Origin of the sequence: Streptomyces sioyaensis (genome assembly GCF_004122735.1) — a bacterium.
In the GTDB taxonomy this organism is placed as follows: Bacteria; Actinomycetota; Actinomycetes; order Streptomycetales; family Streptomycetaceae; genus Streptomyces; species Streptomyces sioyaensis.
This window is the reverse complement of record NZ_SDIF01000076.1, coordinates 1-21697: the sequence shown is the minus strand read 5'-3', so window position 1 is coordinate 21697 and position 21697 is coordinate 1. Positions and strand designations below refer to the sequence as shown.

Annotated in this window: 16 protein-coding genes; 11 read left to right on the top strand and 5 right to left on the bottom strand. The window is 73.0% G+C overall.

What is annotated here, in order from left to right; genetic code table 11:
* Nucleotides 1-8: 8 nt before the first annotated feature.
* From EST54_RS23140 to EST54_RS23130, 3 genes are all read right to left on the bottom strand, one after another.
* Complete coding sequence (locus EST54_RS23140) at nt 9-1337, bottom strand: coenzyme F420-0:L-glutamate ligase (RefSeq protein ID WP_129249649.1); 1329 nt, start codon at nt 1335-1337, stop codon at nt 9-11.
* Nucleotides 1334-2314 carry a 2-phospho-L-lactate transferase gene (gene cofD / locus EST54_RS23135; protein WP_129249648.1) on the bottom strand — a complete coding sequence of 327 codons (981 nt, stop codon included), beginning with the start codon at nt 2312-2314 and terminating at the stop codon, nt 1334-1336. Before cofD ends, EST54_RS23140 begins: the two co-directional genes overlap by 4 nt.
* Before the next feature lie 71 nt (nt 2315-2385).
* Nucleotides 2386-2883: a cysteine dioxygenase gene (locus tag EST54_RS23130; RefSeq protein ID WP_129249647.1), complete on the bottom strand. Its 498-nt coding sequence runs from the start codon at nt 2881-2883 to the stop codon at nt 2386-2388.
* Nucleotides 2884-3599: 716 nt separating this feature from the next.
* Between EST54_RS23130 and EST54_RS23125 the strand changes: the two genes are divergently transcribed.
* The 3 genes from EST54_RS23125 (at nt 3600) to EST54_RS23115 (ending at nt 9587) form a co-directional block, all read left to right on the top strand.
* The gene (locus EST54_RS23125; RefSeq protein ID WP_003983763.1) at nt 3600-3863 is read left to right on the top strand and encodes a WhiB family transcriptional regulator; all 264 of its coding nucleotides are present in this window, start codon (nt 3600-3602) and stop codon (nt 3861-3863) included.
* 313 nt (nt 3864-4176) lie between these two features.
* The gene (locus tag EST54_RS23120; protein ID WP_129249646.1) at nt 4177-7986 is read left to right on the top strand and encodes a glycosyltransferase family 2 protein; all 3810 of its coding nucleotides are present in this window, start codon (nt 4177-4179) and stop codon (nt 7984-7986) included.
* Entirely contained in the window at nt 7983-9587 is a 1605-nt protein-coding gene (locus tag EST54_RS23115) for a DUF5719 family protein (protein WP_129249645.1), read from the top strand. The genes EST54_RS23120 and EST54_RS23115 overlap by 4 nt, the downstream gene beginning before the upstream one ends.
* Nucleotides 9588-9621: 34 nt before the next feature.
* Here EST54_RS23115 and EST54_RS23110 read toward each other — a convergent pair whose 3' ends face one another.
* On the bottom strand, nt 9622-10011 hold the full coding sequence (locus tag EST54_RS23110; protein ID WP_129249644.1) for a metallopeptidase family protein: 390 nt from the start codon (nt 10009-10011) through the stop codon (nt 9622-9624).
* A gap of 328 nt (nt 10012-10339) precedes the next feature.
* On the opposite strand from EST54_RS23110, the gene EST54_RS23105 reads away from it, so the two are divergent.
* From EST54_RS23105 to EST54_RS23080, 6 genes are all read left to right on the top strand, one after another.
* Entirely contained in the window at nt 10340-10786 is a 447-nt protein-coding gene (locus EST54_RS23105; RefSeq protein WP_129249643.1) for a DUF3499 domain-containing protein, read from the top strand.
* Between the two features lie 85 nt (nt 10787-10871).
* A complete protein-coding gene (locus EST54_RS23100; RefSeq protein WP_129249642.1) occupies nt 10872-12230 on the top strand; it encodes a phosphomannomutase/phosphoglucomutase in 1359 nt (452 codons plus the stop codon).
* A 235-nt stretch (nt 12231-12465) separates the two neighbouring features.
* A complete protein-coding gene (locus tag EST54_RS23095; protein WP_093483520.1) occupies nt 12466-12663 on the top strand; it encodes a Trm112 family protein in 198 nt (65 codons plus the stop codon).
* A 72-nt stretch (nt 12664-12735) separates the two neighbouring features.
* Nucleotides 12736-13872 (top strand): SIS domain-containing protein, encoded by a 1137-nt coding sequence (locus EST54_RS23090; protein WP_129249641.1) that lies wholly within the window; start codon nt 12736-12738, stop codon nt 13870-13872.
* A 73-nt stretch (nt 13873-13945) separates the two neighbouring features.
* Complete coding sequence (manA, locus tag EST54_RS23085) at nt 13946-15151, top strand: mannose-6-phosphate isomerase, class I (RefSeq protein WP_129249640.1); 1206 nt, start codon at nt 13946-13948, stop codon at nt 15149-15151.
* Between the two features lie 147 nt (nt 15152-15298).
* Nucleotides 15299-16258, top strand: coding sequence for a cation diffusion facilitator family transporter (locus EST54_RS23080; RefSeq protein ID WP_129249639.1), 960 nt, complete (start codon nt 15299-15301; stop codon nt 16256-16258).
* Nucleotides 16259-16575: 317 nt separating this feature from the next.
* On the opposite strand, the gene EST54_RS23075 is transcribed toward EST54_RS23080, so the two are convergent.
* Nucleotides 16576-18654, bottom strand: coding sequence for a fructose-specific PTS transporter subunit EIIC (locus EST54_RS23075; protein ID WP_372448262.1), 2079 nt, complete (start codon nt 18652-18654; stop codon nt 16576-16578).
* A gap of 548 nt (nt 18655-19202) precedes the next feature.
* Between EST54_RS23075 and ahcY the strand changes: the two genes are divergently transcribed.
* Nucleotides 19203-20660 (top strand): adenosylhomocysteinase, encoded by a 1458-nt coding sequence (gene ahcY / locus EST54_RS23070; RefSeq protein ID WP_129249637.1) that lies wholly within the window; start codon nt 19203-19205, stop codon nt 20658-20660.
* A 168-nt stretch (nt 20661-20828) separates the two neighbouring features.
* Nucleotides 20829-21443, top strand: coding sequence for a hypothetical protein (locus EST54_RS23065; protein ID WP_129249636.1), 615 nt, complete (start codon nt 20829-20831; stop codon nt 21441-21443).
* Nucleotides 21444-21697 lie beyond the last annotated feature (254 nt).

The window sequence follows — 21697 nt, the reverse complement described above, 5'->3', positions numbered from 1 at the left end:
GGCGACGGTCAGCGCACGGTGACGAACTCGTCGGCGGCGCGCGGCGGCCGCGGCCCCGGCGGCCCGGCGGGATGCCCGATGGCCACCGCCCCCATCGGCTCCCAGCCCGCGGGCAGGTCGAGCACGTCGCGGACCACGTCCTTGCAGAACATCGTCGACGACACCCAGGCGGAGCCGAGCCGTTCGCCCGCCAGCGCCACCAGGAAGTTCTGGATCCCCGCGCCATGGGCCACGAGGAACATCTCGCGCTCGGCCGTGCTCCGCCGCTCGTCGGGGTAGTGGTGCGCGCCGTCCGTGACCAGGCACGGCACCGCCAGATACGGCGCGGCACGCAGCACCTCACCGCGCCGCACCCGCGTGGCGACGGCCTCCGCCGACTTCCCGTCCGCCCGCAGATCCGCGACCCAGGCGTCCCGCATCGCGTCCAGGAGCTGCTCGCGCGCGGCCGGCGACTCCAGGAGGACGAACCGCCACGGCGTGGTGTGGTGCGGCGCCGGGGCGGTGAGGGCCGCCGCCACCGCACGCCGGACCGCCCCCGGATCGACCGGCTCGCCGGTGAAGGCACGGACCGTACGCCGCGCCGTCACCGCTTCGCGTATGGCCTCCGAGGTGCCCAGCCGGAACATGTCGTCCTCGGCGGTGCGCACCATGGCGCGCGCCCCGGCGCCGTCGCCCGGCTCCCCGACGAGGTGCCCCAGCCCGCGCACCACCGCGACCGGCAGCCCGGCCGCCTTGCCCTTCACCAGGTCCCCGGCGGCGGCCAGTTCGTCCGCGGTGGCCACCACCGTCGCGCTGAGCGGATTGCCGTGGGCATCGGTGCCGCCGCGCAGATCGTCCAGCACCCGCACGCCGGCGGCACCGATGGCGACATCGGTGAGCCCGTTGCGCCACGGCCGCCCGAAGGTGTCGCTGATGACGACCCCGACGTCGACACCGAGGGTGGTGCGCAGCCCCGCCCGCAGGGCGCGCGCCGAGGCGTCCGGGTCCTCGGGCAGCAACAGCACCGTTCCCCGCGGGGTGTTGGAGGCATCCACGCCGGCTGCGGCCATCACCAGGCCCTGCCGGTTCTGCACGATCCGCAGGGTGCCGCGGCGCGCCACCACCCGCACCGTCTCCCGGTCGATCGCCGCCTCGCGGTCGTCGGCCTCGACCACCCGGCCCTCGGCCTTGCTGACGATCTTCGAGGTCACCAACAGCACATCGCCGTCGACGAGTTCCGGCAGACCGTCGGCGGTCACCGCCGCGGCGATCAGCTTCACGAGATCGTCGCCGGGCCGCACCTCGGGCAGGCCCGGCAGCGCCCACACCCGGTAACCGGGCACGGCGGGGTCGCTCACGCCCGGACCTCCTCGGCCAGCGCCAGCGCCTCGCGCACCATCGCGGCCGTGGCGTCCGTGTCGGTCATCATCAGCGGCACGGCCCGGCAGCGGATCCCGGCCGCCTCGACCTCGGCCACCGCGCCCTCGTCGGACGAGTCGACCAGCCAGCCGTCCAGCAGCCCGGACCCGTAGTGGCGGGCGACGGCCGCGGCGCTCGACTCGACCCCCACCGCGGCCAGTACCTTGTCGGCCATCCCGCGCACCGGGGCGTCGCCGACGATCGGTGAGAGGCCGACCACCGGTACCCCGGCGTCCGCGATGGCCTCCCGGATGCCCGGCACCGCCAGGATCGTGCCGATGCTGACCACCGGGTTGGACGGCGGGAACAGCACCACGTCCGCCTCGGCGATCGCCTCCAGCACGCCCGGCGCCGGCTTGGCCTGATCGGCGCCGACCGGCACCACGGCATGCGCGGGCACCGAGGCGCGCAGCCGCACCCAGTACTCCTGGAAGTGGATCGCCTTGCGCTCGCCGGCCCCCGCGGCGGAGCCGCTGTCGGGTTCCGTGACGGCGACATGGGTCTCGACCCGGTCATCGGACATCGGCAGCAGCCGCACCCCGGGCTTCCAGCGCGCGCACAGCGCCTCGGTGACGGCGCTGAGCGGATAGCCGGCGCTCAGCATCTGGGTCCGCACGATGTGGGTGGCGAAGTCCCGGTCGCCCAGCCCGAACCACTCGGGCCCGACGCCGTAGGCGGCCAACTCCTCCTTCACCTTGAAGGTTTCGTCACTGCGTCCCCAGCCCTGCTCCTCGTTGATGCCGCCGCCGAGCGTGTACATCACGGTGTCGAGGTCGGGACACACCTTGAGCCCGAACAGATGGATGTCGTCGCCGGTGTTGCCGATGACGGTGATGTCCGCGTCCGGAGCCGCTGCCTTCAGTCCCCGCAGAAAGCGGGCGCCGCCGATACCGCCGGCCAGAACCACGATTCGCATGGGGCCCAGTGTGTCAGTCGCCGGCGGGTCGAGGAGGAGCGGTGGCCGGGACGAACGGGGAGGGCGGCGGGTCAGGGAGCGGCGGTCTCCAGGGCCGAGGGGGTGCAGTGGGGCGCCCCGTGCATCGGCATCTCGGTCAGGCCGGGGAAGTAGACGTGCAGGCTGACGGCCGGGGTCAGCGCGTCATTGACGACCTCGTGGACGTAGCCGGGGGCGAACACCCGCTGGGCGCCGGCGGCCAGCGTACGGCGCCCGGTCGCTGCGTGCTCGGTCAACTCGCCCTCCAGGACAGTCAGCACACCGGAGGACGGCCCGTGGTCGTGCCGGCCGCTGCCCTGGCCCGGCACCCAGCTCAGCAGCCACACCTCGTAGCCCGGCCCGGTGCGCAGCCGGTGGTACCAGCGGCTGGTCGTGTCGTAGCGGACGAGGTGCGCCCAGGCGCCGCGGTCGGCGGCGATCGAGCGGGCCAGCCCCACGAAGCCGGCGACGGTGGCCGGGTGTGCGGGGACGGGCGGCAGCAGGTGGGGGATGGCGAGCGGATCGCCGGCGATCTGGACGTCGCTGTTCATGGGGTTTCGGGTTCCTCGGCGGACGTGCTGGGTGACGCTCGGGAGAGCGCCCAGCGTGAGCTGGGGAGGCTGCGGCCGGTGCGGGCCTTCCCTGTGGGGGGCGCGGCACGGTGACGCGGAGCAGGGGCGCTGCGGGGTGGTGCGAGCGGAAAAGCTGGAGCTCAGTGGCTTCGACAGCTGGAACAGCGACAGCGAGCCTGCGCAGCACAGAGCGACCCGTAGGCACGGGACAGTCGGAGCGCGGGGGTCACTGGCATGCGGTCAAGGAGACCGGGTTCGCGGCGCGATGTCAACTGGACGTCTGGTTTGCCGCAAATCTTTCACCTCATCCGGTTACTCCGCCCGGCGAAAGGTTTGTGCAGTCTCCGACCCGGAGACATCGACCGGCAACCGCACCCTCAAACGCCGTTGCGGCCCCGTGATCCTTCTGTGATCTCCCCCGCTTCGGCGCGCGGGGGTGCAACGTGAATGCCACCTGTTCGCGTCTCGATAACCGAAGGGGATGCGCCGGGGGGCAACGCCCGGGGAAGTGTCCTGGTTTTTACTGATTTGAACACTTTCCGCATACGCTTGGTTCCGCCGAGTGAATAAGAGGCCCAATAGCAGATCTCGGCTTGACTGGCCCGGATCACCACACTTGTAATTTCACTCGTGTCGTTCAGCCGAAATCGATCACGGCTTGATCACGGGGACGTAAAGACAGACGAGGGGCGCACATGACCGAGCTGTTCCAGGAATTGCTGGTCGAGGAGGCGGATGAGGAGCTCGGCTGGCAGGAGCGCGCACTGTGCGCCCAGACCGACCCCGAGTCCTTCTTCCCGGAGAAGGGTGGCTCCACCCGCGAGGCCAAGAAGGTCTGTCTCGCCTGCGAAGTCCGGTCCGAATGCCTGGAGTACGCGCTCGCCAACGACGAGCGCTTCGGTATTTGGGGCGGCCTGTCCGAGCGCGAGCGGCGCCGGCTCAAGAAGGCCGCCGTCTGACGATGACCGCACAGCCACCCGCACCAAGGGCGCGCGGCCGCACGGACCACGCCGCCGTACCGCCTCAACTCCCCATATCCCCCTATAACGAACACTCCGCCTCCAGCGACCTTCTCGCCGGGGGCGGACTGCTGTACGGACCGGTCGGGGCACCGGCGCGAACCATTAGTGTGGGGCCCCGTCCGAGATGCGCCGCCGCCCTGCCGGGCGTTCGCGTCGCCTCGTAGTCCGTCGCAGTGTCTTCCGGGGGCGGGTGCCCAGCGCGACTGCGCAACGGGTCCCGAACTCCCGGGTCCGGAGGGCCCGTACCTCGATGTCCGTGCACAGCCAGTCGGCGGCCCAGGCCGCCTCATATGCAGCCGCCACCCCAGAGTTCCCGCGGCACGTGGTCACCGCCGTGATCGTCTCCCATGACGGAGCCCGCTGGCTGCCCGATGCGCTCGGCGGCCTGCTCGGCCAGGAACGCCCGGTGCAGAACGTCATCGGCGCCGACACCGGCAGCGCGGACGACTCCGCCCAGCTGCTCGCCGAGGCCATCGGGGACCAACGGGTGCTGCATCTCGCCCGCCGCTCCGGATTCGGTACCGCGGTCGACGAGGCGGTCCGTACGGCCCCCGTGCTGACCCCCGACGATCTGCCGTATCTGCGCCGCCCCAGCGGCTGGGACCCGGTCAGCCGCACCTGGCACGACGAGGCGTACGAGATGCCGGAGTTGCCGCACGGCGAACCGGTCCAGTGGCTGTGGCTGCTGCACGACGACTGCGCACCCGAGCCGGACGCGCTCGCCGAGCTGCTGCGGGTAGCCGACGCCAGCCCCTCCACCGTGATCGTCGGACCCAAGCTGCGCAGCTGGTACGACCGCCGGCAGCTGCTCGAAGCCGGTGTCAGCATCGCCCGCAGCGGTCGCCGTTGGACCGGCCTGGACCGCCGCGAACAGGACCAGGGCCAGCACGACCAGGTGCGTCCGGTGCTGTCCGTCTCCACCGCGGGCATGCTCATCCGCCGGGACGTCTACGAGGAGTTGGGCGGCTTCGACCGCCGGCTGCCGCTGATGCGCGACGACGTCGATCTGTGCTGGCGCGCCCAGGCGGCCGGCCACCAGGTCCTGGTCGCGCCGGACGCGATCCTGCGGCACGCCGAGGCCGCCGCCCGCGAGCGCCGCCCCATCGACTGCGTCGGCCGCTCGGTGGCCAACCCGCACCGCGTCGACAAGGCAGGCGCCGTCTACACCCTGCTGACCAACACCCCCGGCCGGACCCTCCCGTACGTCCTGCTGCGGCTGCTGATCGGCACCGTCCTGCGGGTCGTCGCCTACCTCGTCGGCAAGGTCCCGGGCCAGGCGCTCGACGAACTCGCCGGACTCTTCGGCACCCTGCTGCGGCCCGGCAAGATCCTCGCCGCCCGCAAGAGGAGAGGCCGGCCCGCGGTCGAGGCGAGCGAACTGCGGCCGCTGTTCCCGCCGCCCGGCGCGACGGTGCGCGCCACCGTCGAACAGGTCGCCGGCAATCTGGCCGGGCGGGCCGCCCCGGACGTGGCCTCGGCCGGCCGGCACGGCGCCGTCGAGTCCGGGCCGGGCGGTGACGACGCCGACTTCCTGGAGATCGAGCAGTTCGCCCGGCTCAAGCGGATCGCCCGCAAACCGGCACCGGTGCTCTTCCTCCTCCTGCTGCTGGTCTCGCTCGTCGCCTGCCGCGGACTGCTCGGTTCCGGCGCGCTGACCGGCGGCGCGATGCTGCCCGCGCCCGGCAGCGTGTCCGACCTGTGGTCGGCGTACCTCGACAGCTGGCACGCGGTCGGGGTCGGCGACAGCGCCTCCGCGCCGCCCTACCTGGCGGTCGTCGCCCTGGTGTCGAGCATCTTCTTCGGCTCCACGGGCTTCGCCGTCACCCTGCTGCTGGTCTGCTCCGTCCCGCTGGCCGGTCTCACCGCCTACTTCGCCTCCCGGCCGCTGGTCGCCTCCCGGCTGCTGCGGGCCTGGGGGAGCATCGCCTACGCCTTTCTGCCGGCGGCCGCCGGAGCGCTGGCCGGCGGGCGGCTGGGCACGGCGGTGCTCGCCATCCTGCTGCCGCTGATGGCGCGCGCCGGGGTCGCCGCGAGCGGGCTGCGGCTGCCGCCGGGCACCCGGCCCAGCTGGCGGGCGACCTGGGCGTACACGCTGCTGATCACCTTCACCACGGCCTTCACGCCGGTCGTCTGGCCGATCGCGGTGCTGCTCGGGGCCGGCCTGCTGGTGCTGCGCTTCCTCGACGGCAGCCGCGACCAACTGCTCGCCTACGGGCTGCGCTTCCTGGCCGTGGTCCTCGCGCCGATGGTCGTGCTCGCCCCCTGGTCGCTGTCGCTGCTGACCCACCCCGGGCGCTTCTTCCAGGAGGCCGGGCTGGGCTACGGTGCCGGCTCCGCCTCCGTACTCGACCTCATCGGCCTCAGCCCGGGCGGCCCCAAGGCCGTGGGCGGGGTGCTGCTGTTCGGCATCGTGCTGGCCGCGCTCGCCGCGACCCTGCGCGACGAGCGGCAGCTCGCCATCCGTACCGCCTGGGCGGCGGCCCTGACCGGGCTGCTGCTCGCCGCGCTGGGCAACGGTTCCGGCTGGACCGGGCCCGCGATGCTCGTCTACGGGCTGGCGCTGCTGTGCGCCGCCGCGGTCGGCGCCGAGGGCATCCGCACTCGGATGGCCAACCTCGGCTTCGGCTGGAAGCAGCCGGTCGCCGTGCTGATCGCGCTGGCCTCGCTGCTCGCCCCGCTCTACGTCGCGGTCAGCTGGATGATCACCGGCGCGGCCGGTCCGCTGGAGCGCCGCAACCCCGAGCAGGTCCCGGCGTTCGTCGCCGAGGAGAGCGGCACCGCCGACCGGGCCCGCACGCTGGTCCTCGACGGCACGCCGGGCCATGTGGACTACTCGCTGGTCCGCGGCTCCGGTGCCCGGCTCGGCGATGCCGATCTGGCCGCCGAAGCGGGCGGGGACACGCGCCTGGGCGGCATCGTCGCCCACCTCGTGGCCGGCTCCGGAGCCGACCAGACCAACCAGCTCGGCGGCTATGCGGTCCGCTACGTCCTGGTCCGGGACGGGGCGCCGCGCGAAATGGGCCGGGTGCTGGACGCGACCCCGGGCCTGACCCGGCTCAGCCAGGACGACGGCAGCGCACTGTGGCGCGTCGACCGGCGGGTCTCGCGGCTCTCGATCGTCGCGGGCGAGGCCAAGGACGGCACCAGCGCCGCCGAGTCCGTCGCCCCCGTCGCCGTACCGGCCGGCCCCGTCGAGGCGCACACCAAGGTGCCGGACGGCGCCGACGGCCGGGTGCTGCGGCTGGCCGACGCCGCCGACGAGGGCTGGCAGGCCACCCTCAACGGCACCCCGCTCAAGCCCACGACCGTCGACGGCTGGGCCCAGGGCTTCGCGCTCCCCGCGGGCGGCGGCACCCTCGACCTCACCCACGAGAACCCGCTCGGCCACACCCTCTGGCTGTGGGCGCAGGGCCTGCTCGCCGTCGTCCTGGTGGTGCTGGCCCTGCCGGGCCGCCGCCGGGAGATCGACGACGACCTGCCCGAGGACGCGGCCACCGCCCAGGCCGCCGCGGCCTCCGGCGACGGCCGCCGGGCCCGGCGCCTGCGGGCCCAGGCCGAGGCCGCCGGCGCCCCCGATGCGGCGGGCGCCGGCGCCCCCGCGGCACCCGAGGGTGAGCAGCCCCTCGACCCGGCCGCCGACCCGGCGGCCGGCGCGGTCCCCGTCGCGGACCCCGGCGCCGGCGACCCTCCTCCGGTCTTCGACCAGGGGTACCCCCACGGGGCGGTGCCGCAGCAGCCGTCGTACGACCAGTGGCCGGCCGCCCCGCAGGCCGCGCCCGACGGGCAGCAGCCCTACGCCCCCGCCGACCCCTACCAGGCCGGGCAGTACGGGCAGCAGCCCTACCCGCCGGCGGATCCCTACCAGGCCACCGACCCGTACGCCGCGGACCCCTACCAGGCGGGCGTGTACGACCCGTACGGGTACGGGCAGCAGCAGCAACAGCAGCAGTACGGCGACGACGGCCCGCAGCATCAGCAGCCCTACGAGGACGGCGCCCCGTATCCCGGGTACCCCGGCTCCTACTCCGAGCAGCGCCGTGACGGGAGCGACCAGCAGTGAAGCGCACCATGATGTCCCTGATCGGCGTGGCCGCCGCGCTGGGCGCCGTCACCGGCGTCGCCGCCGTGACCGCCCCGGGCGGCGGCGCCCAGGAGGCGCCCCGCAGCAGCTCCCGGCTGCCCGTCCAGCGCTCCGCGCTGCTCTGCCCTGCCCCGACCTCCTCCGAGGTCGGCCAGACCGACTACACCGCCTTCGCCCCCAAGGGCGCCGCGGCCGGCGCGGACGGCAAGAAGGGCACCGCCGCACTGCTGCCCGCCGGGACCGTCAAGGACGCCGGCGGCGGCACCGACAACGGCAAGGGCAAGAAGAGCAGCGGCAAGAACGGGAAGGACGGCAAGGGCGCGGGCGGCGGTGCGGACTCCGCCGCCGGGCAGGCCGTCGCGCCGCGCGACACCAAGCCCGTCGTGCCCCTCCAGGAGGCCGGCAAGCCGGTCACCACGAGCACCGACAGCCCGGACGCCCCCGCCCTCGTCGGCGCGGCGGACGGGGCCCTCGCCCCGGGCTGGACCGTCCAGCAGACCACCTCCGTCGCCGCTGGCTCGGGCCGCGGCCTCATGGGGCTGAGCTGCACCACCCCCGACACCACGTTCTGGTTCCCGGGCGTCAGCACCGCCACGGACCGCCAGGACTACGTCCACCTGACCAACCCCGATCCGACCCCGGCCGTCGTCGACCTCCAACTGCGGGGCAAGGACGGGTCGTTGGGGGGCTCGGCGGGGGAGGACATCACCGTCCCGCCGCACGCCACGGTCCCCGTCCTGCTCTCCACCCTGACCAGCGCCCCCACCACCAACGCGTCCTTGCAGGTCGTCGCCCGCGGGGGCCGGATCGGCGCGGCCGTGCAGGCCACCGACGGCAAGCTCGGCAGCGACTGGCTGCCGGCCGCCGCCGACCCGTCGCCGAGCGTGGTGCTGCCCGGCATCCCGAAGGACGCCACCTCCGTCCGGCTGGTCGCCCTCGCCCCCGGCGAGTCCGACGCCGACCTCAAGGTGCAGCTGGCCACCCCGACCGGGCTGATCACTCCGGCCGGTCTGGAGAGCCTGCACCTCAAGAGCGGGATGACCACCGCGGTGGACCTCAAGGACGTCACCAAGGGCGAGGCCGGCTCGCTGGTGCTCACCCCCTCCGACGGCGGTTCCAAGGTCCCGGTCGCGGCCGCACTGCGGGTGACCCGCGGCAAGGGCGCCAAGCAGGAGATGGCCTTCATCCCGGCGACCCGGCCCGTCGAGCAGCGCGCCACCGCCGCCGACAACCGCGACAAGGGCAGCACCCTCTCGCTGGTCGCGCCCGAGAAGGGCAAGGACGCCAAGGTGAAGGTCACCGCGTCGGCCGGCAGCGGCGGCGGTACCCCGGTCACCAAGACGTACACGGTCAAGGGCGGCACCAGCCTCGATGTCGCCCCGCCGACCCCCCAAGGGCTCAAGGGGACCTACGCCCTGACCGTGGAACCGGCGGCCGGCAGCGGCCCCGTCTACGCGGCCCGCATGCTCTCCCGCCCCCAGGGGGGAGTGCCCGCCTTCACCGTCCAGACGCTGCCCGACGACCGGGGCACGGTCCTCGTCCCGACCGCGGGCCAGGATCTGTCGGTCCTCACGAAGTAACCGCGCACGCGCCCTTCGGACCCGCGCTACGGCCTCAGTCCTGGCCGTAGCGCGGGTCCACCGATTCCGGGGCCAGTCCCAGGAGTTCGGCGACCTGCTCGACCACCACTTCATGGACCAGGAACGCCCGCTCGTCACGGCTCTTCGTCCGGATCTCCACCGGCCTGCGGTAGATCACGATCCGGTCGCGATGTCCGCCCGCGGCCGGCAGCACCCGCCCCAGCGGCACGGTCTCCGTGTCGGCGGCCGCGTCCGGCCCGTCGTCCGGGCCGGAACCGGGCACGTCGAGGATCAGGAAGTCGACCTGGGAGAGCTGCGGCCAGCGCCGCTCCAGCCGGTCCCGGGAGTCGTAGACAAGATCCACGAAGGCGTCGGCACGGGTCACCGAGAGCGGCACCTGGGGCGGTGCGATCGGGCCGCGCATACCGCGGCCGTGGCGGTCACGGCGGCGGAGCCGTGGCTGTGCCGGTCGGGGGGGTACGGGACTGTCCATCAGCATCGAGCGTAGCCGTCAAGGACCCTCGGACACCGGGGAGCGCGACAAGACGTGGCATGTCGTCGACTGACCGGACCTGTCCGTCTCGATTTCCCTTGCCTCTCTGAATGAGATCGCAGATCGACATCGGAATGGCAGGAAATGCATGGAGTCGTGACGGGATTCCTCGCTGTGGGCCGTCCGCCCCCGCCCGTCCGGACCAGGTCAGGTCGAGCGGGTGCAGGTCAGACGCATCGGACGAAGCGGGACGACACGGTTGGGTGAGCCTGGGGAGAGTCGTCGCGGCCCGCTCAAGAGTGCGGTACCGTCCAACGTCGTGAGCCCTGTACGTCGCTGTTCGCGCACTGCGTGCGGCCGCCCCGCCGTCGCAACGCTGACGTACGTCTATGCGGATTCGACCGCCGTGCTCGGACCGCTCGCCACCTACGCCGAACCGCACTGCTACGACCTGTGCGCCGAGCACTCCGAGCGGCTGACCGCGCCCCGTGGCTGGGAGGTCGTCCGCCTCGCCCTCGACTCGGGCCCGGCCCGCCCCAGCGGCGACGATCTCGAAGCCCTGGCGAACGCCGTCCGCGAGGCGGCCCGCCCCCAGGAACGCGCCGCCGGCGCCGGTGGCGCACCCGCCTCCGGCGACCGTGACACCCACCCCATGGAGGTCGCCCGCCGCGGCCATCTGCGGGTGCTGCGCTCGCCGGATTCCTGAGCCCCGCCCACCGGCCGGGTACCCGTCCCGCGCCACGGCCCGCCCGGTAGGTTGGGAGCCCCAAGGACTCCAGGAGGGCAGGCTTGTGGCTGATCTGTCGCAGATCGTGAAGGCGTACGACGTACGCGGTGTCGTCCCCGCCCAGTGGGACGAATCGCTCGCGGAGTTGTTCGGCGCGGCCTTCACCGAGGTCACCGGCGCGGACGCGATCGTGATCGGGCACGACATGCGGCCCTCCTCGCCCGGCCTGTCCGGTGCCTTCGCCCGTGGCGCCTCGGCCCGCGGCGCCACGGTCACCCTGATCGGCCTCTGCTCCACCGACGAGCTGTACTTCGCCAGCGGTGCACTGGGCCTGCCCGGCGCCATGTTCACCGCCTCGCACAACCCGGCCCAGTACAACGGCATCAAGATGTGCCGGGCGGGCGCGGCACCGGTCGGCCAGGACACCGGACTCGCCGAGATCCGCGCGCTGGTGGAGCGGTGGTCGGACGAGGGTGTCCCGCAGCCGGCCGCCGAGACGGGCACGATCACCCGGCGCGACGTCCTGGGCGAATACGCCGCCCATCTGCGCGGCCTGGTGGACCTGAGCGGCATCCGTCCGCTGAAGGTCGTGGTGGACGCGGGCAACGGCATGGGCGGGCACACCGTACCGACCGTCTTCGAGGGGCTGCCGCTCGAACTGGACGCCATGTACTTCGAGTTGGACGGCTCGTTCCCGAACCACGAGGCCAACCCGCTGGATCCGAAGAACATCGTCGATCTCCAGGCGCGGGTGCGCGAGACCGGCGCCGACCTCGGCCTCGCCTTCGACGGCGACGCCGACCGGTGCTTCGTCGTCGACGAGCACGGCGACCCGGTCTCCCCGTCCGCGATCACCGCCCTGGTCGCCGCCCGCGAGCTGGCCAAGCACCCCGGCGGCACGGTCATCCACAACCTGATCACCTCCTGGTCGGTGCCGGAGGTCGTCAAGGAGAACGGCGGCAAGCCGGTCCGCACCCGCGTCGGGCACTCCTTCATCAAGGAGGAGATGGCCAGGACCGGCGCGATCTTCGGCGGCGAGCACTCCGCGCACTACTACTTCCGCGACTTCTGGAACGCCGACACCGGCATGCTCGCCGCGATGCACGTCCTGGCGGCCCTCGGCGGCCAGCAGGGCCCGCTGTCGGAGCTGGTCGCGCAGTACGACCGGTACCCGGCCTCCGGCGAGATCAACAGCACCGTCGACGACCAGGCCGGCCGGCTCGCCGCGCTCAAGGCGGCCTACCAGGACCGCGCGGGCACCACCCTCGACGAGCTGGACGGGCTGACCGTCACCGCCGACGACTGGTGGTTCAATGTGCGCGCCTCGAACACCGAGCCGCTGCTCCGGCTGAACGTCGAAGCCAGGGACGCCGCCACCGTCGACCGGGTCCGCGACGAGGTACTGGCGATCATCCGCGCCTGAACCCCGGCGCCCGCACCGGTCGCCCCCCGGCCGCTCGTCCCGGCCGCTCGCACCGGCCAGGCCGCTGGCCGGGCCGCCCGGGAAACCGGAGGGCGTCTCCGGGCGGGGCGGGCGGCCACCGCATCCCTGCCGCCCGCCCCGCCGCTCACCACCCCGAATCTCCGCCGGGCAGGCCCCGGGCCCCCGTCCGGCGGTACGCTGGCCACGCCGCAACCGCCCCGAAGGAGCAGCATCCATGCCGGTCGAAGCCAGCCTGATCCAGATCCTCGCCTGCCCGGCGTGCCACGCCCCGCTGGAGGACCGGACCGACGCCCCTTCGGGCCCCGCTTCCGAACCCGAGCTGCTCTGCACCTCCGGCGACTGCGGCCTCGCCTACCCCGTCCGGGACGGCATCCCCGTGCTCCTCGTCGACGAAGCCCGCCGCCCCGCCTGACCGGCCGCTGCCGGCCCCGCCCGGCACCGCCCGTTTCCCCGCCCGCACCGGCGATCGGAGGCCGCGCCCACCATGCTCGACGAGTCACTCCTCGACACCCCTGACGCACTGGCGGGCGCCGACCGCTTCGGTCTGCTGCGCGGCGTCGCCGAATCCGGCGCCCGGGTCCGCACCGCCGCCCGCGGCGCCGCCGAATCCGGCATCCACGAGCTGACCCCCGACGGGCGCCCGCGCACCGTGCTCGTCGCCGGGCCCGGCCCGGCCGCGGCCGGTGTGGCCGACCTGCTCAGGGCGCTCGGCGGCGGCAGCTGCCCGGTCACCCTCATCCCGCCCACCGGCGTCGCCCCGCTGCCCGGGGCGCTGCGCTGGACCCTGCCCGGCTGGGCCGGGCCCCTGGACCTGCTGCTGCTCCCCGGCCCGGACGCCGCCGACCCCGGCCTCGCCGAGCTGGTCGAGCAGGCCTACCGCCGCGGCTGCGCCGTCGTCGCCGTCACCCCGAAGGGCGGCCCGCTCGCCGAAGCCGTCGTCCAGGCCCGCGGCCTCGCCGTACCGCTGGCGACCACCCCCTACGACGCCGAATTCGACGTCGAGGGCGCCCCGCCGGCCGCCCCCGGCACCCTCTGGTCGGTGCTCATCCCGCTGCTCTCGCTCGCCGACCGGATCGGCCTGCTCAGCGCCCCGCCGGAGGCTCTGGGCAAGCTCGCCGACCGCCTGGACCAGATCGCCGAACGCTGCGGTCCGGCCATCCCGACCTACACCAACCCCGGTAAGACGCTGGCCGCCGAGCTCGCCGACGCGCTCCCGCTGCTGTGGACCGAGGGCACCATCGCCGGCGCCGTCGGCCGGCACTTCGCCACCGAGCTGGCCGGGCTGGCCGGCCGCCCCGCCCTCGTCGCCGAGCTGCCCGAGGCGCTCGCCACCCACCGCACCCTGCTGGCCGGTGCCCTGGCCGCCGGTGCCGACCCGGACGACTTCTTCCGCGACCGGGTCGAGCAGCCCCCCGCGATGCACGCCAGGGTCGTGCTGCTGCGGGAGGAGGAGCCGGGCCCGCTGTCCGCCACCCGCGCCGCCCAGGCCCTCGCCGAGGAGCGCGACACCGCCGTCAGCGAGCTGGAGCCGGACGTCGGCAGCGATCTGGAGAAGGCCGCGGAACTTCTCGCCATCGTGGATTTCGCCGCCGTTTACCTCGCGCTTGCCGGCACCGAGTGATCTGGACGGCCGGCCCGCATCCGCAGGCCCAACGCCCCGCCGTCACGTACGACTGTCAGGAAGCAACCGACCCATGGACCGCCTCGCCAATACCGTGCGCCCCTACGCCTGGGGCTCCACCACCGCCCTCCCGGAGCTCCTCGGCACCGCGCCGACCGGCGAACCGCAGGCCGAGATGTGGATGGGCGCCCACCCCGGCGCCCCCTCCCGCATCGACCGCGGCGCGGGCCCGGTCTCCCTGGCCGAGGTGATCGACGCCGCCCCCGAGGCCGAGCTGGGCGCCGACGCCGTCCGCGCCTTCGGCCCCCGGCTGCCCTTCCTGCTCAAGCTGCTCGCGGCCGGCTCGCCGCTCTCCCTCCAGGTCCACCCCGATCTGGACCAGGCGCGCGAGGGCTTCGCCGACGAGGAGCGGCGCGGCGTCCCGATCGACGCCGGCCACCGCAACTACAAGGACGCCAACCACAAGCCCGAACTGATCGTCGCGCTCACCCCCTTCGACGGCCTGTGCGGCTTCCGGCACCCGGCGCAGACCGCGGACCTCCTGGCGGCCCTGGGCGTCGACGGCCTCAAGCCGTACGTCGACATCCTGCGCGCCAGCCCCGAGGAGGACGCCCTGCGCGAGGTGCTCACCGCCCTCCTGAGCGCCGAGCACCACGCCATCGCCGAGACCGTCGAGCAGGCCGCCGTCGCCGCCGGCCGCCTCGCGGACCGGGGCGGGCCGTACGCCGACGACCACGCCGCCTACGCCGCCCTCGGCCACCACTACCCGGGCGACCCCGGCGTCCTCGCCGCGATGCTGCTCAACCACGTCCGACTCCAGCCCGGCGAGGCGCTGTTCCTCGGCGCCGGTATCCCGCACGCCTACCTGAGCGGCCTCGGCGTCGAGCTGATGGCCAACTCCGACAACGTGCTGCGCTGCGGTCTGACCCCCAAGCACGTCGACGTACCGGAGCTGCTGCGGGTGGTCCGCTTCGAGGCCGGTGACGCGGGCGTGCTGCGCCCCGAGGCCGTCGGCGGCGAGGAGGTCTACGAGACCCCCGTCGACGAGTTCCGCCTCTCCCGCTTCGCCCTGGCCCCCGGCGCCGCACCGCGCCCGCTCGTCTCCCGTACGCCGCAGATCCTGCTGTGCACGGCGGGCACGGTCCGGCTGCGGGACGGCGCGACCGACGCGGCGGCCGAGCTGGCCCTTGCCCCCGGCGAATCCGTCTTCGTACCGGCCGGGGAAGCGCTCACGCTCGCCGGGGACGGCACCCTCTTCCGCGCGACGGTGGTCGTCTGACGCGGCGGCCGCGACGCTCACCGGGTGCCGGATCCCGTCCGCCAGGTGGCCTCCTGGCGGACGCCTCGGGCCGGGCTGCAACAATGACCGCCGCACGGCATTAAAGCGGCGGTAAAAACCGGACGACGGAAGGGACATGCGGCACCTATGAGCGCATCAGGCGGGACAAAGGCGATCGTTGCGGCGCTGGGCGCCAACCTGGCGATCGCCGCAGCGAAGTTCGTGGCCTTCGCCTTCAGTGGCTCGTCCTCGATGCTGGCCGAAGGCGTGCACTCCCTCGCGGACTCCGGCAACCAGGGCCTGCTGCTGCTCGGCGGCAAGAAGGCGAAGCGCGCGGCAACCGCGGAGCACCCCTTCGGCTACGGCCGGGAGCGCTACATCTACGGCTTTCTGGTCTCCATCGTCCTGTTCACCATCGGTGGCGTCTTCGCGCTCTACGAGGGCTACGAGAAGATCCACGCCCCGCACCCGCTGGAGGACTGGTACTGGCCGATCGGTGTCCTGGTCTTCGCGGTCATCGCCGAGGGCTTCTCCTTCCGTACGGCCATCAAGGAGTCCAACGAGCTGCGCGGCAAGCTGACCTGGACCCAGTTCGTCCGCCGCGCCAAGGCCCCGGAGCTGCCGGTCGTCCTGCTGGAGGACTTCGGCGCGCTGGTCGGTCTGATCCTCGCGCTGGGCGGCGTCGGCATGACCCTCGCCACCGGTGACGGCATCTGGGACGGCATCGGCACCATGTGCATCGGCGCGCTGCTGGTGCTGATCGCCCTGGTCCTGGCCGCGGAGACCAAGTCGCTGCTGCTGGGCGAGGCGGCCGGGCCCGAGCAGGTCGCCAAGATCCGCGAGGCGGTCGTCGACGGCGAGGTCGTCACCGGCGTCATCCACATGCGCACGCTCCACCTCGGCCCCGAGGAGCTGCTGGTCGCCGCCAAGATCGCGGTACGGCACGACGACACCGCCACCCAGGTCGCCCGCGCCATCGACGCCGCCGAGGCCCGCATCCGTGCGGCCGTGCCGATCGCCCGGGTCATCTACCTGGAGCCGGACATCTACAACGAGGCCGCGGCCGCCGCGGGCGACGACCCGTCGAAGACGCCCGGCGGGCACTGAACCGCATCTCCAAGACGCCCGGCGGGAACCAAGACGCCCCGTCATCGAACGGCCCCCGCACTCCTGGCGAGTGCGGGGGCCGTTGCCGTACGGCGCCAAGCCGGTAGGTCACGGGTTGTCGATCACGGTCCGTCGATCACGGCCCCTCGATCATGTGGTGCGCCACGGGGAATGCCGATCATGCGGTGAGCCACCGGGAATCCGTGGTCAGCCACCAGGAATGCCGTGGTCAGCCACCCGGAATACCGCCCCCGCACTGCCGCGTTGAGGCCCCGAGGGGGCTCTCGCAGCCCCTACGGGATGCGTTAGCCCCCGCCCTAATGGATCTCGCCGAGAGTACGCAGAATCGCCGCCGTGTCCTCCGCGCCCTGAAGCCGGGCCCGGAAGTCGCCGTCCATCAGCTTCCGCGACAGCAGCGACAGGATGCGCAGATGCTCATCCCCGGCCGCCGCCTCCGGCACCGCGATCAGGAAGACCAGCTTGGCGAGCGTGCCGTCCGGCGAACCCCAGTCGATGCCGTCCGCGGACCGCGCGAAGCCTACGACCGGAGCCGTCACCGCGTCCGTCTTGGCGTGCGGGATGGCGATTTCCTCACCGAGACCGGTGGTGCCCTGCGCCTCCCGCACCAGCGCCACTCGCACCAGTTCCGCCACGTCAGCCACCGTGCCGGTGCCGGCTACCAGCTCGGCCATCTCACGGATCGCTGCCTCCTTCTCGCCGGCGGCGAGCTGCGTCCTGACGGTCTGCTCGGTCAGGTAGCCGGACAGCACCTGATCCGCCGCCCTGGCGGGCGCCTTCTCCTCCGTACGGGCCTCCGCCGCCGGAGCCTTGGCCAAGGTGGCCGTCGCCGTACCGCGCGCGGCGCCTGCACCGGCATCTGCCCCCGCTCCGCTCCCGGCACCGGCGCTCGCGACGGCACCCGCTCCACCGGCTCCGGCTCCGGCCAGAGCGGGCACGCGGTTCAGCGAAGCCGCCGCGGCGTTGCCCTTCCTGCGCTCCGAGACATCGACCAACGTGACGGTGGTCAGCGCGGTGACCACCGTTCCGATGGCGACGGCGAGGAAGAACACCGGCACCCCGCCGACCGCACCCAGCACCGCCACGATCGGCCCGCCGTGCGGCACCGCGTCCGTCACCCCGGCCGTTCCCGCGACCGCACCGGCCACCGCGCCGCCGAGCATGTTCGCCGGAATGACCTGCGCGGGCCGCGCCGCGGCGAACGGGATCGCCCCCTCGGAGATCCCGAAGAGCCCCATGAACAGCGCCGCCATCCCCGTCTCCCGCTCCTGCTCGGAGTACAGGCGGCGGCGGATCAGTGTGGCCAGCCCCTGGCCGAGCGGCATCACCGGGATCGCCGCGGCACACATCCCCATCACGGTCTGGTTGCCGGACGCGATCAGCCCCGCACCGAACAGGAACGCGGTCTTGTTGACCGGACCGCCCATGTCGAACGCGATCATCAGGCCGAGTATCGCGCCGAGCAGCACCGCACTCGACCCGGTCATGCCGCCGAGCCAGCCGGTGAGATGGGTGAACACCCAGGAGATGGGCCTGCCGATCACATAGATGAAGAAGAGCCCCAGCGCCGTGGTCGCCACAATCGGGATCACGATGATCGGCATGATCGGCCGGACGAACGCGGGGACCTCGACCTTCTTGATCCAGTGCACCAGATAGCCGGCCAGGAACCCGGTGACGATCGCACCGATGAAGCCCGCGCCCGCCTTGGAGTCGTACAGCGCACCGGTGTTGGCGATCCAGCCGCCGATCATGCCCGGCACCAGCGCCGGCCGGTCGCCGATCGCATACGCGATATAGCCGGACAGGACCGGCACCATCAGCGTGAAGCCGATGACGCCGATGTCGTTCACATGCTTCCAGAACGACCCGTCGGGAATGACCAGACCGCCGTCGGCCTGCGGATGCCCGCCCACCGCCAGCGAGATCGCGATCAGCAGCCCGCCGACCACCACGAACGGGATCATGTAACTGACCCCGTTCATCAGTGCTTTGTACGTGACGCCGCGCTCCCTGCTGCCTCCGGCGCCCGCGGCCGCCCCGGTCGCGCCGGCGCCCGTACCGGCCCCGTCGGCCGTCTCGCCCCCGTACACCGGCGCGCTCTGCACCCGCTCGATCAGCCGCTCGGGGTGGCGGATGCCCTCGGCGACGCCGACCGACAGGACCTTCTTGCCGGCGAAGCGGCTCCGGTCGACGTCCTTGTCCGCGGCGATGATGACGGCATCGGCGTCTCTGACATCGTTGTCAGAGAGGATGTTCTCAGCCCCGATGGAGCCCTGGGTCTCCACCTTGATCTCATGACCGAGCACGCGGGCGGCCTGCGCCAGCTTCTCCGCGGCCATGTACGTGTGGGCGATACCGGTCGGGCAGGCGGTCACTGCGAGCAGCTTCAGCCCCTGCCCGCCCCTCCCCGCGCCCTTGGGGGGATCGGCTGGACTCGTCGTCACGTAGCTCTCCTTATGAACGTGCGCGCGGTCGTGCAGATGCGGTCGTACGGATGTGTGCGGATGCGGCTGTGCAGATGCGGTCGTGCGGAGGTGCCCGCGCTGCACGCATCCTGCACGACGGCCCAGCGCGTGCACAGCCCCCGGGGGCCGGTCCGTACCGGCCGGAAACCCGCCCGCCGACGCCCCGGCGGCGGGCGACCAACCGCCTTCCGCCCGCCGCCCGATGGCCGGGATCCCACTGAATCGGACCCTCCGGGCTGGGGTTCACTGGGCCGATCGGTGTAGATTCGTGACCAGTGCCAGACGTCGCTGCTGATGGCGGTCGGGCGGTCCGCACCCGGACCGGCCGAGGGAGAGAGGGCCTCCGACGGACTGCGCTGCGGCCAGGGGGAGAGGTATGTGCGCTACCGCGTACGCTCGTATCTGCCCGCGCCGCAGACTGCCAGCCCATCCACCTCGACCATCGAGGAGCAGCACGCATGACGACAGCAGCCACCGGCCAGGACTTCAAGGTCGCCGACCTGTCCCTCGCCGCTTTCGGCCGCAAGGAGATCACCCTCGCCGAGCATGAGATGCCCGGTCTGATGGCGATCCGCAAGGAGTACGCCGCCGCCCAGCCCCTGGCCGGCGCCCGCGTCACCGGTTCCCTGCACATGACCGTGCAGACCGCCGTCCTGATCGAGACCCTGGTCGCCCTCGGCGCCGAGGTCCGCTGGGCGTCCTGCAACATCTTCTCCACCCAGGACCACGCCGCCGCGGCGATCGCGGTCGGTCCGAACGGCACGCCGGACGCCCCGGCCGGTATCCCGGTCTTCGCCTGGAAGGGCGAGACGCTGGAGGAGTACTGGTGGTGCACGGAGCAGGCGCTGACCTGGCCCGACTCGCCCACCGGCGGCCCGAACATGATCCTCGACGACGGCGGCGACGCCACGCTGCTGGTGCACAAGGGCGTCGAGTACGAGAAGGCCGGCAAGGTCCCGTCCGTGGAGACCGCGGAGAGCGAGGAGCACCGCGCGATCCTGGAGCTGCTCACCCGCACGCTGGCCGAGTCGCCGCAGAAGTGGACGAACCTGTCCTCCGAGATCCGCGGTGTGACCGAGGAGACCACCACCGGCGTGCACCGTCTCTACGAGATGCACCGCGACGGTGACCTGCTCTTCCCGGCGATCAACGTGAACGACGCCGTGACGAAGTCGAAGTTCGACAACAAGTACGGCTGCCGGCACTCCCTGATCGACGGCATCAACCGTGCCACCGACGTCCTGATCGGCGGCAAGACGGCCGTGGTCTGCGGTTACGGCGATGTCGGCAAGGGCTGCGCGGAGTCCCTGCGTGGTCAGGGCGCCCGGGTGATCATCACCGAGATCGACCCGATCTGTGCGCTGCAGGCGGCGATGGACGGCTACCAGGTCACCACCCTGGAAGACGTGGTGGAGACCGCCGACATCTTCGTCACCACGACCGGCAACAAGGACATCATCCTGGCCTCGCACATGGCGCGGATGAAGCACCAGGCGATCGTTGGCAACATCGGTCACTTCGACAACGAGATCGACATGGCCGGCCTGGCGAAGCTCGAAGGCATCGTCAAGGACGAGGTCAAGCCGCAGGTGCACACCTGGACGCACCCGGACGGCAAGGTGCTGATCGTGCTGTCCGAGGGCCGTCTGCTCAACCTGGGCAACGCCACCGGTCACCCCTCCTTCGTGATGTCCAACTCGTTCGCGGACCAGACGCTGGCCCAGATCGAGCTGTTCACCAAGCCGCAGGAGTACCCGACCGACGTCTACGTGCTCCCCAAGCACCTCGACGAGAAGGTCGCCCGTCTCCACCTCGACGCGCTGGGCGTCAAGCTCACCGAACTGCGCCCGGAGCAGGCCGCCTACATCGGCGTCGAGGTCGAGGGCCCGTACAAGCCCGACCACTACCGCTACTGATCCAGTCGGCGATCACCGGCAGGTCGGCGCCGCCGACCAGCTGGTGTTCAGCCACAGCAGCCGGTGACACCAGGCCCTCGCCCCTCACGGCGGGGGCCTGGCCCGTAAGGACCCCACATATCCGCCCCGACGCACCGGCCCGTCGCCGCCCGAAGGACTGCACCCCTCATGCCACGCGGCCACTACTCCCTCCACGACCCGCACGATCACACCCCCCTGGGTGAAGAGCACTTCCACTGCGCCACCGGCCCCTCCGGCTGGCGCTACGTCTCCCAGATCGTCAGCCCCTCCGGCGACCACACCGGCTCCGTCGACCTCACCCTCGACGAACTCGGCCGTCCCCTCCGCCTCGAACTCCACGCCTCCGCCTGGCAGGTCCGCGGCGCGGCTCTGGAGGGCGTCACCTGGGTACGCACCGACCCGACCGGCGAACATGCCACCGAGGGCAACGTCCCCGCCCACGCCTTCACCGGCGCGTCCCCCGCCTTCCTCATCGCCACTGCCCGGCTGCTGCGCCCCGCCCTCGGCGCCGGCGCCGTCCGCACCCGCCTCGTCGCCTTCACACCCCCCGTCCTCGCCCCGCGCACTCTCGACCAGTCCTGGGCCCTGCTGAAGAGCACACCACACGCCACTGACAACGCCCCCCTCATCGCCGACGAATACCAGGTCAACGACCTGGAAACCGGCGAGCAGCACACCGTCCACATCACCGGCGACGTGGTCCTCTCCGCCCCCGGCATCGAACTCGAATCCCTCGACTCCCCACCGTCGACCTTCCCCTGACCGGCCCGGGCACCGGCACGGCATGGCCGCCTCACGGCACTGAAGGCCACGCGACACGGGCGCCCGCCTCATACGGTGCCGTGCGCCCGCCTCATACCGGCGGCGCAAATCCCGTACGCGACGGCCGCTCCCCACCGCCGCCCGCACCGCCGTCATGGCCACCACCGCCACGCTCGCGCCCAGCCACCCCCACCGGCCCGCCACCCCGGCCCTGGTTCATCGGCCCCCCATCAGCCGCAGACCCGCCACCAGCC

Excerpts from the sequence above, each read along its gene's own strand:
- cofD (WP_129249648.1), bottom strand. The coding sequence starts at position 2,314 with ATGCGAATCGTGGTTCTGGCCGGCGGTATCGGCGGCGCCCGCTTTCTG.
- EST54_RS23130 (WP_129249647.1), bottom strand. The coding sequence starts at position 2,883 with ATGAACAGCGACGTCCAGATCGCCGGCGATCCGCTCGCCATCCCCCAC.
- EST54_RS23125 (WP_003983763.1), top strand. The coding sequence starts at position 3,600 with ATGACCGAGCTGTTCCAGGAATTGCTGGTCGAGGAGGCGGATGAGGAG.
- EST54_RS23120 (WP_129249646.1), top strand. The coding sequence starts at position 4,177 with ATGTCCGTGCACAGCCAGTCGGCGGCCCAGGCCGCCTCATATGCAGCC.
- EST54_RS23110 (WP_129249644.1), bottom strand. The coding sequence starts at position 10,011 with ATGCGCGGCCCGATCGCACCGCCCCAGGTGCCGCTCTCGGTGACCCGT.
- EST54_RS23095 (WP_093483520.1), top strand. The coding sequence starts at position 12,466 with ATGCCGGTCGAAGCCAGCCTGATCCAGATCCTCGCCTGCCCGGCGTGC.
- EST54_RS23090 (WP_129249641.1), top strand. The coding sequence starts at position 12,736 with ATGCTCGACGAGTCACTCCTCGACACCCCTGACGCACTGGCGGGCGCC.
- manA (WP_129249640.1), top strand. The coding sequence starts at position 13,946 with ATGGACCGCCTCGCCAATACCGTGCGCCCCTACGCCTGGGGCTCCACC.
- EST54_RS23080 (WP_129249639.1), top strand. The coding sequence starts at position 15,299 with ATGAGCGCATCAGGCGGGACAAAGGCGATCGTTGCGGCGCTGGGCGCC.
- ahcY (WP_129249637.1), top strand. The coding sequence starts at position 19,203 with ATGACGACAGCAGCCACCGGCCAGGACTTCAAGGTCGCCGACCTGTCC.
- EST54_RS23065 (WP_129249636.1), top strand. The coding sequence starts at position 20,829 with ATGCCACGCGGCCACTACTCCCTCCACGACCCGCACGATCACACCCCC.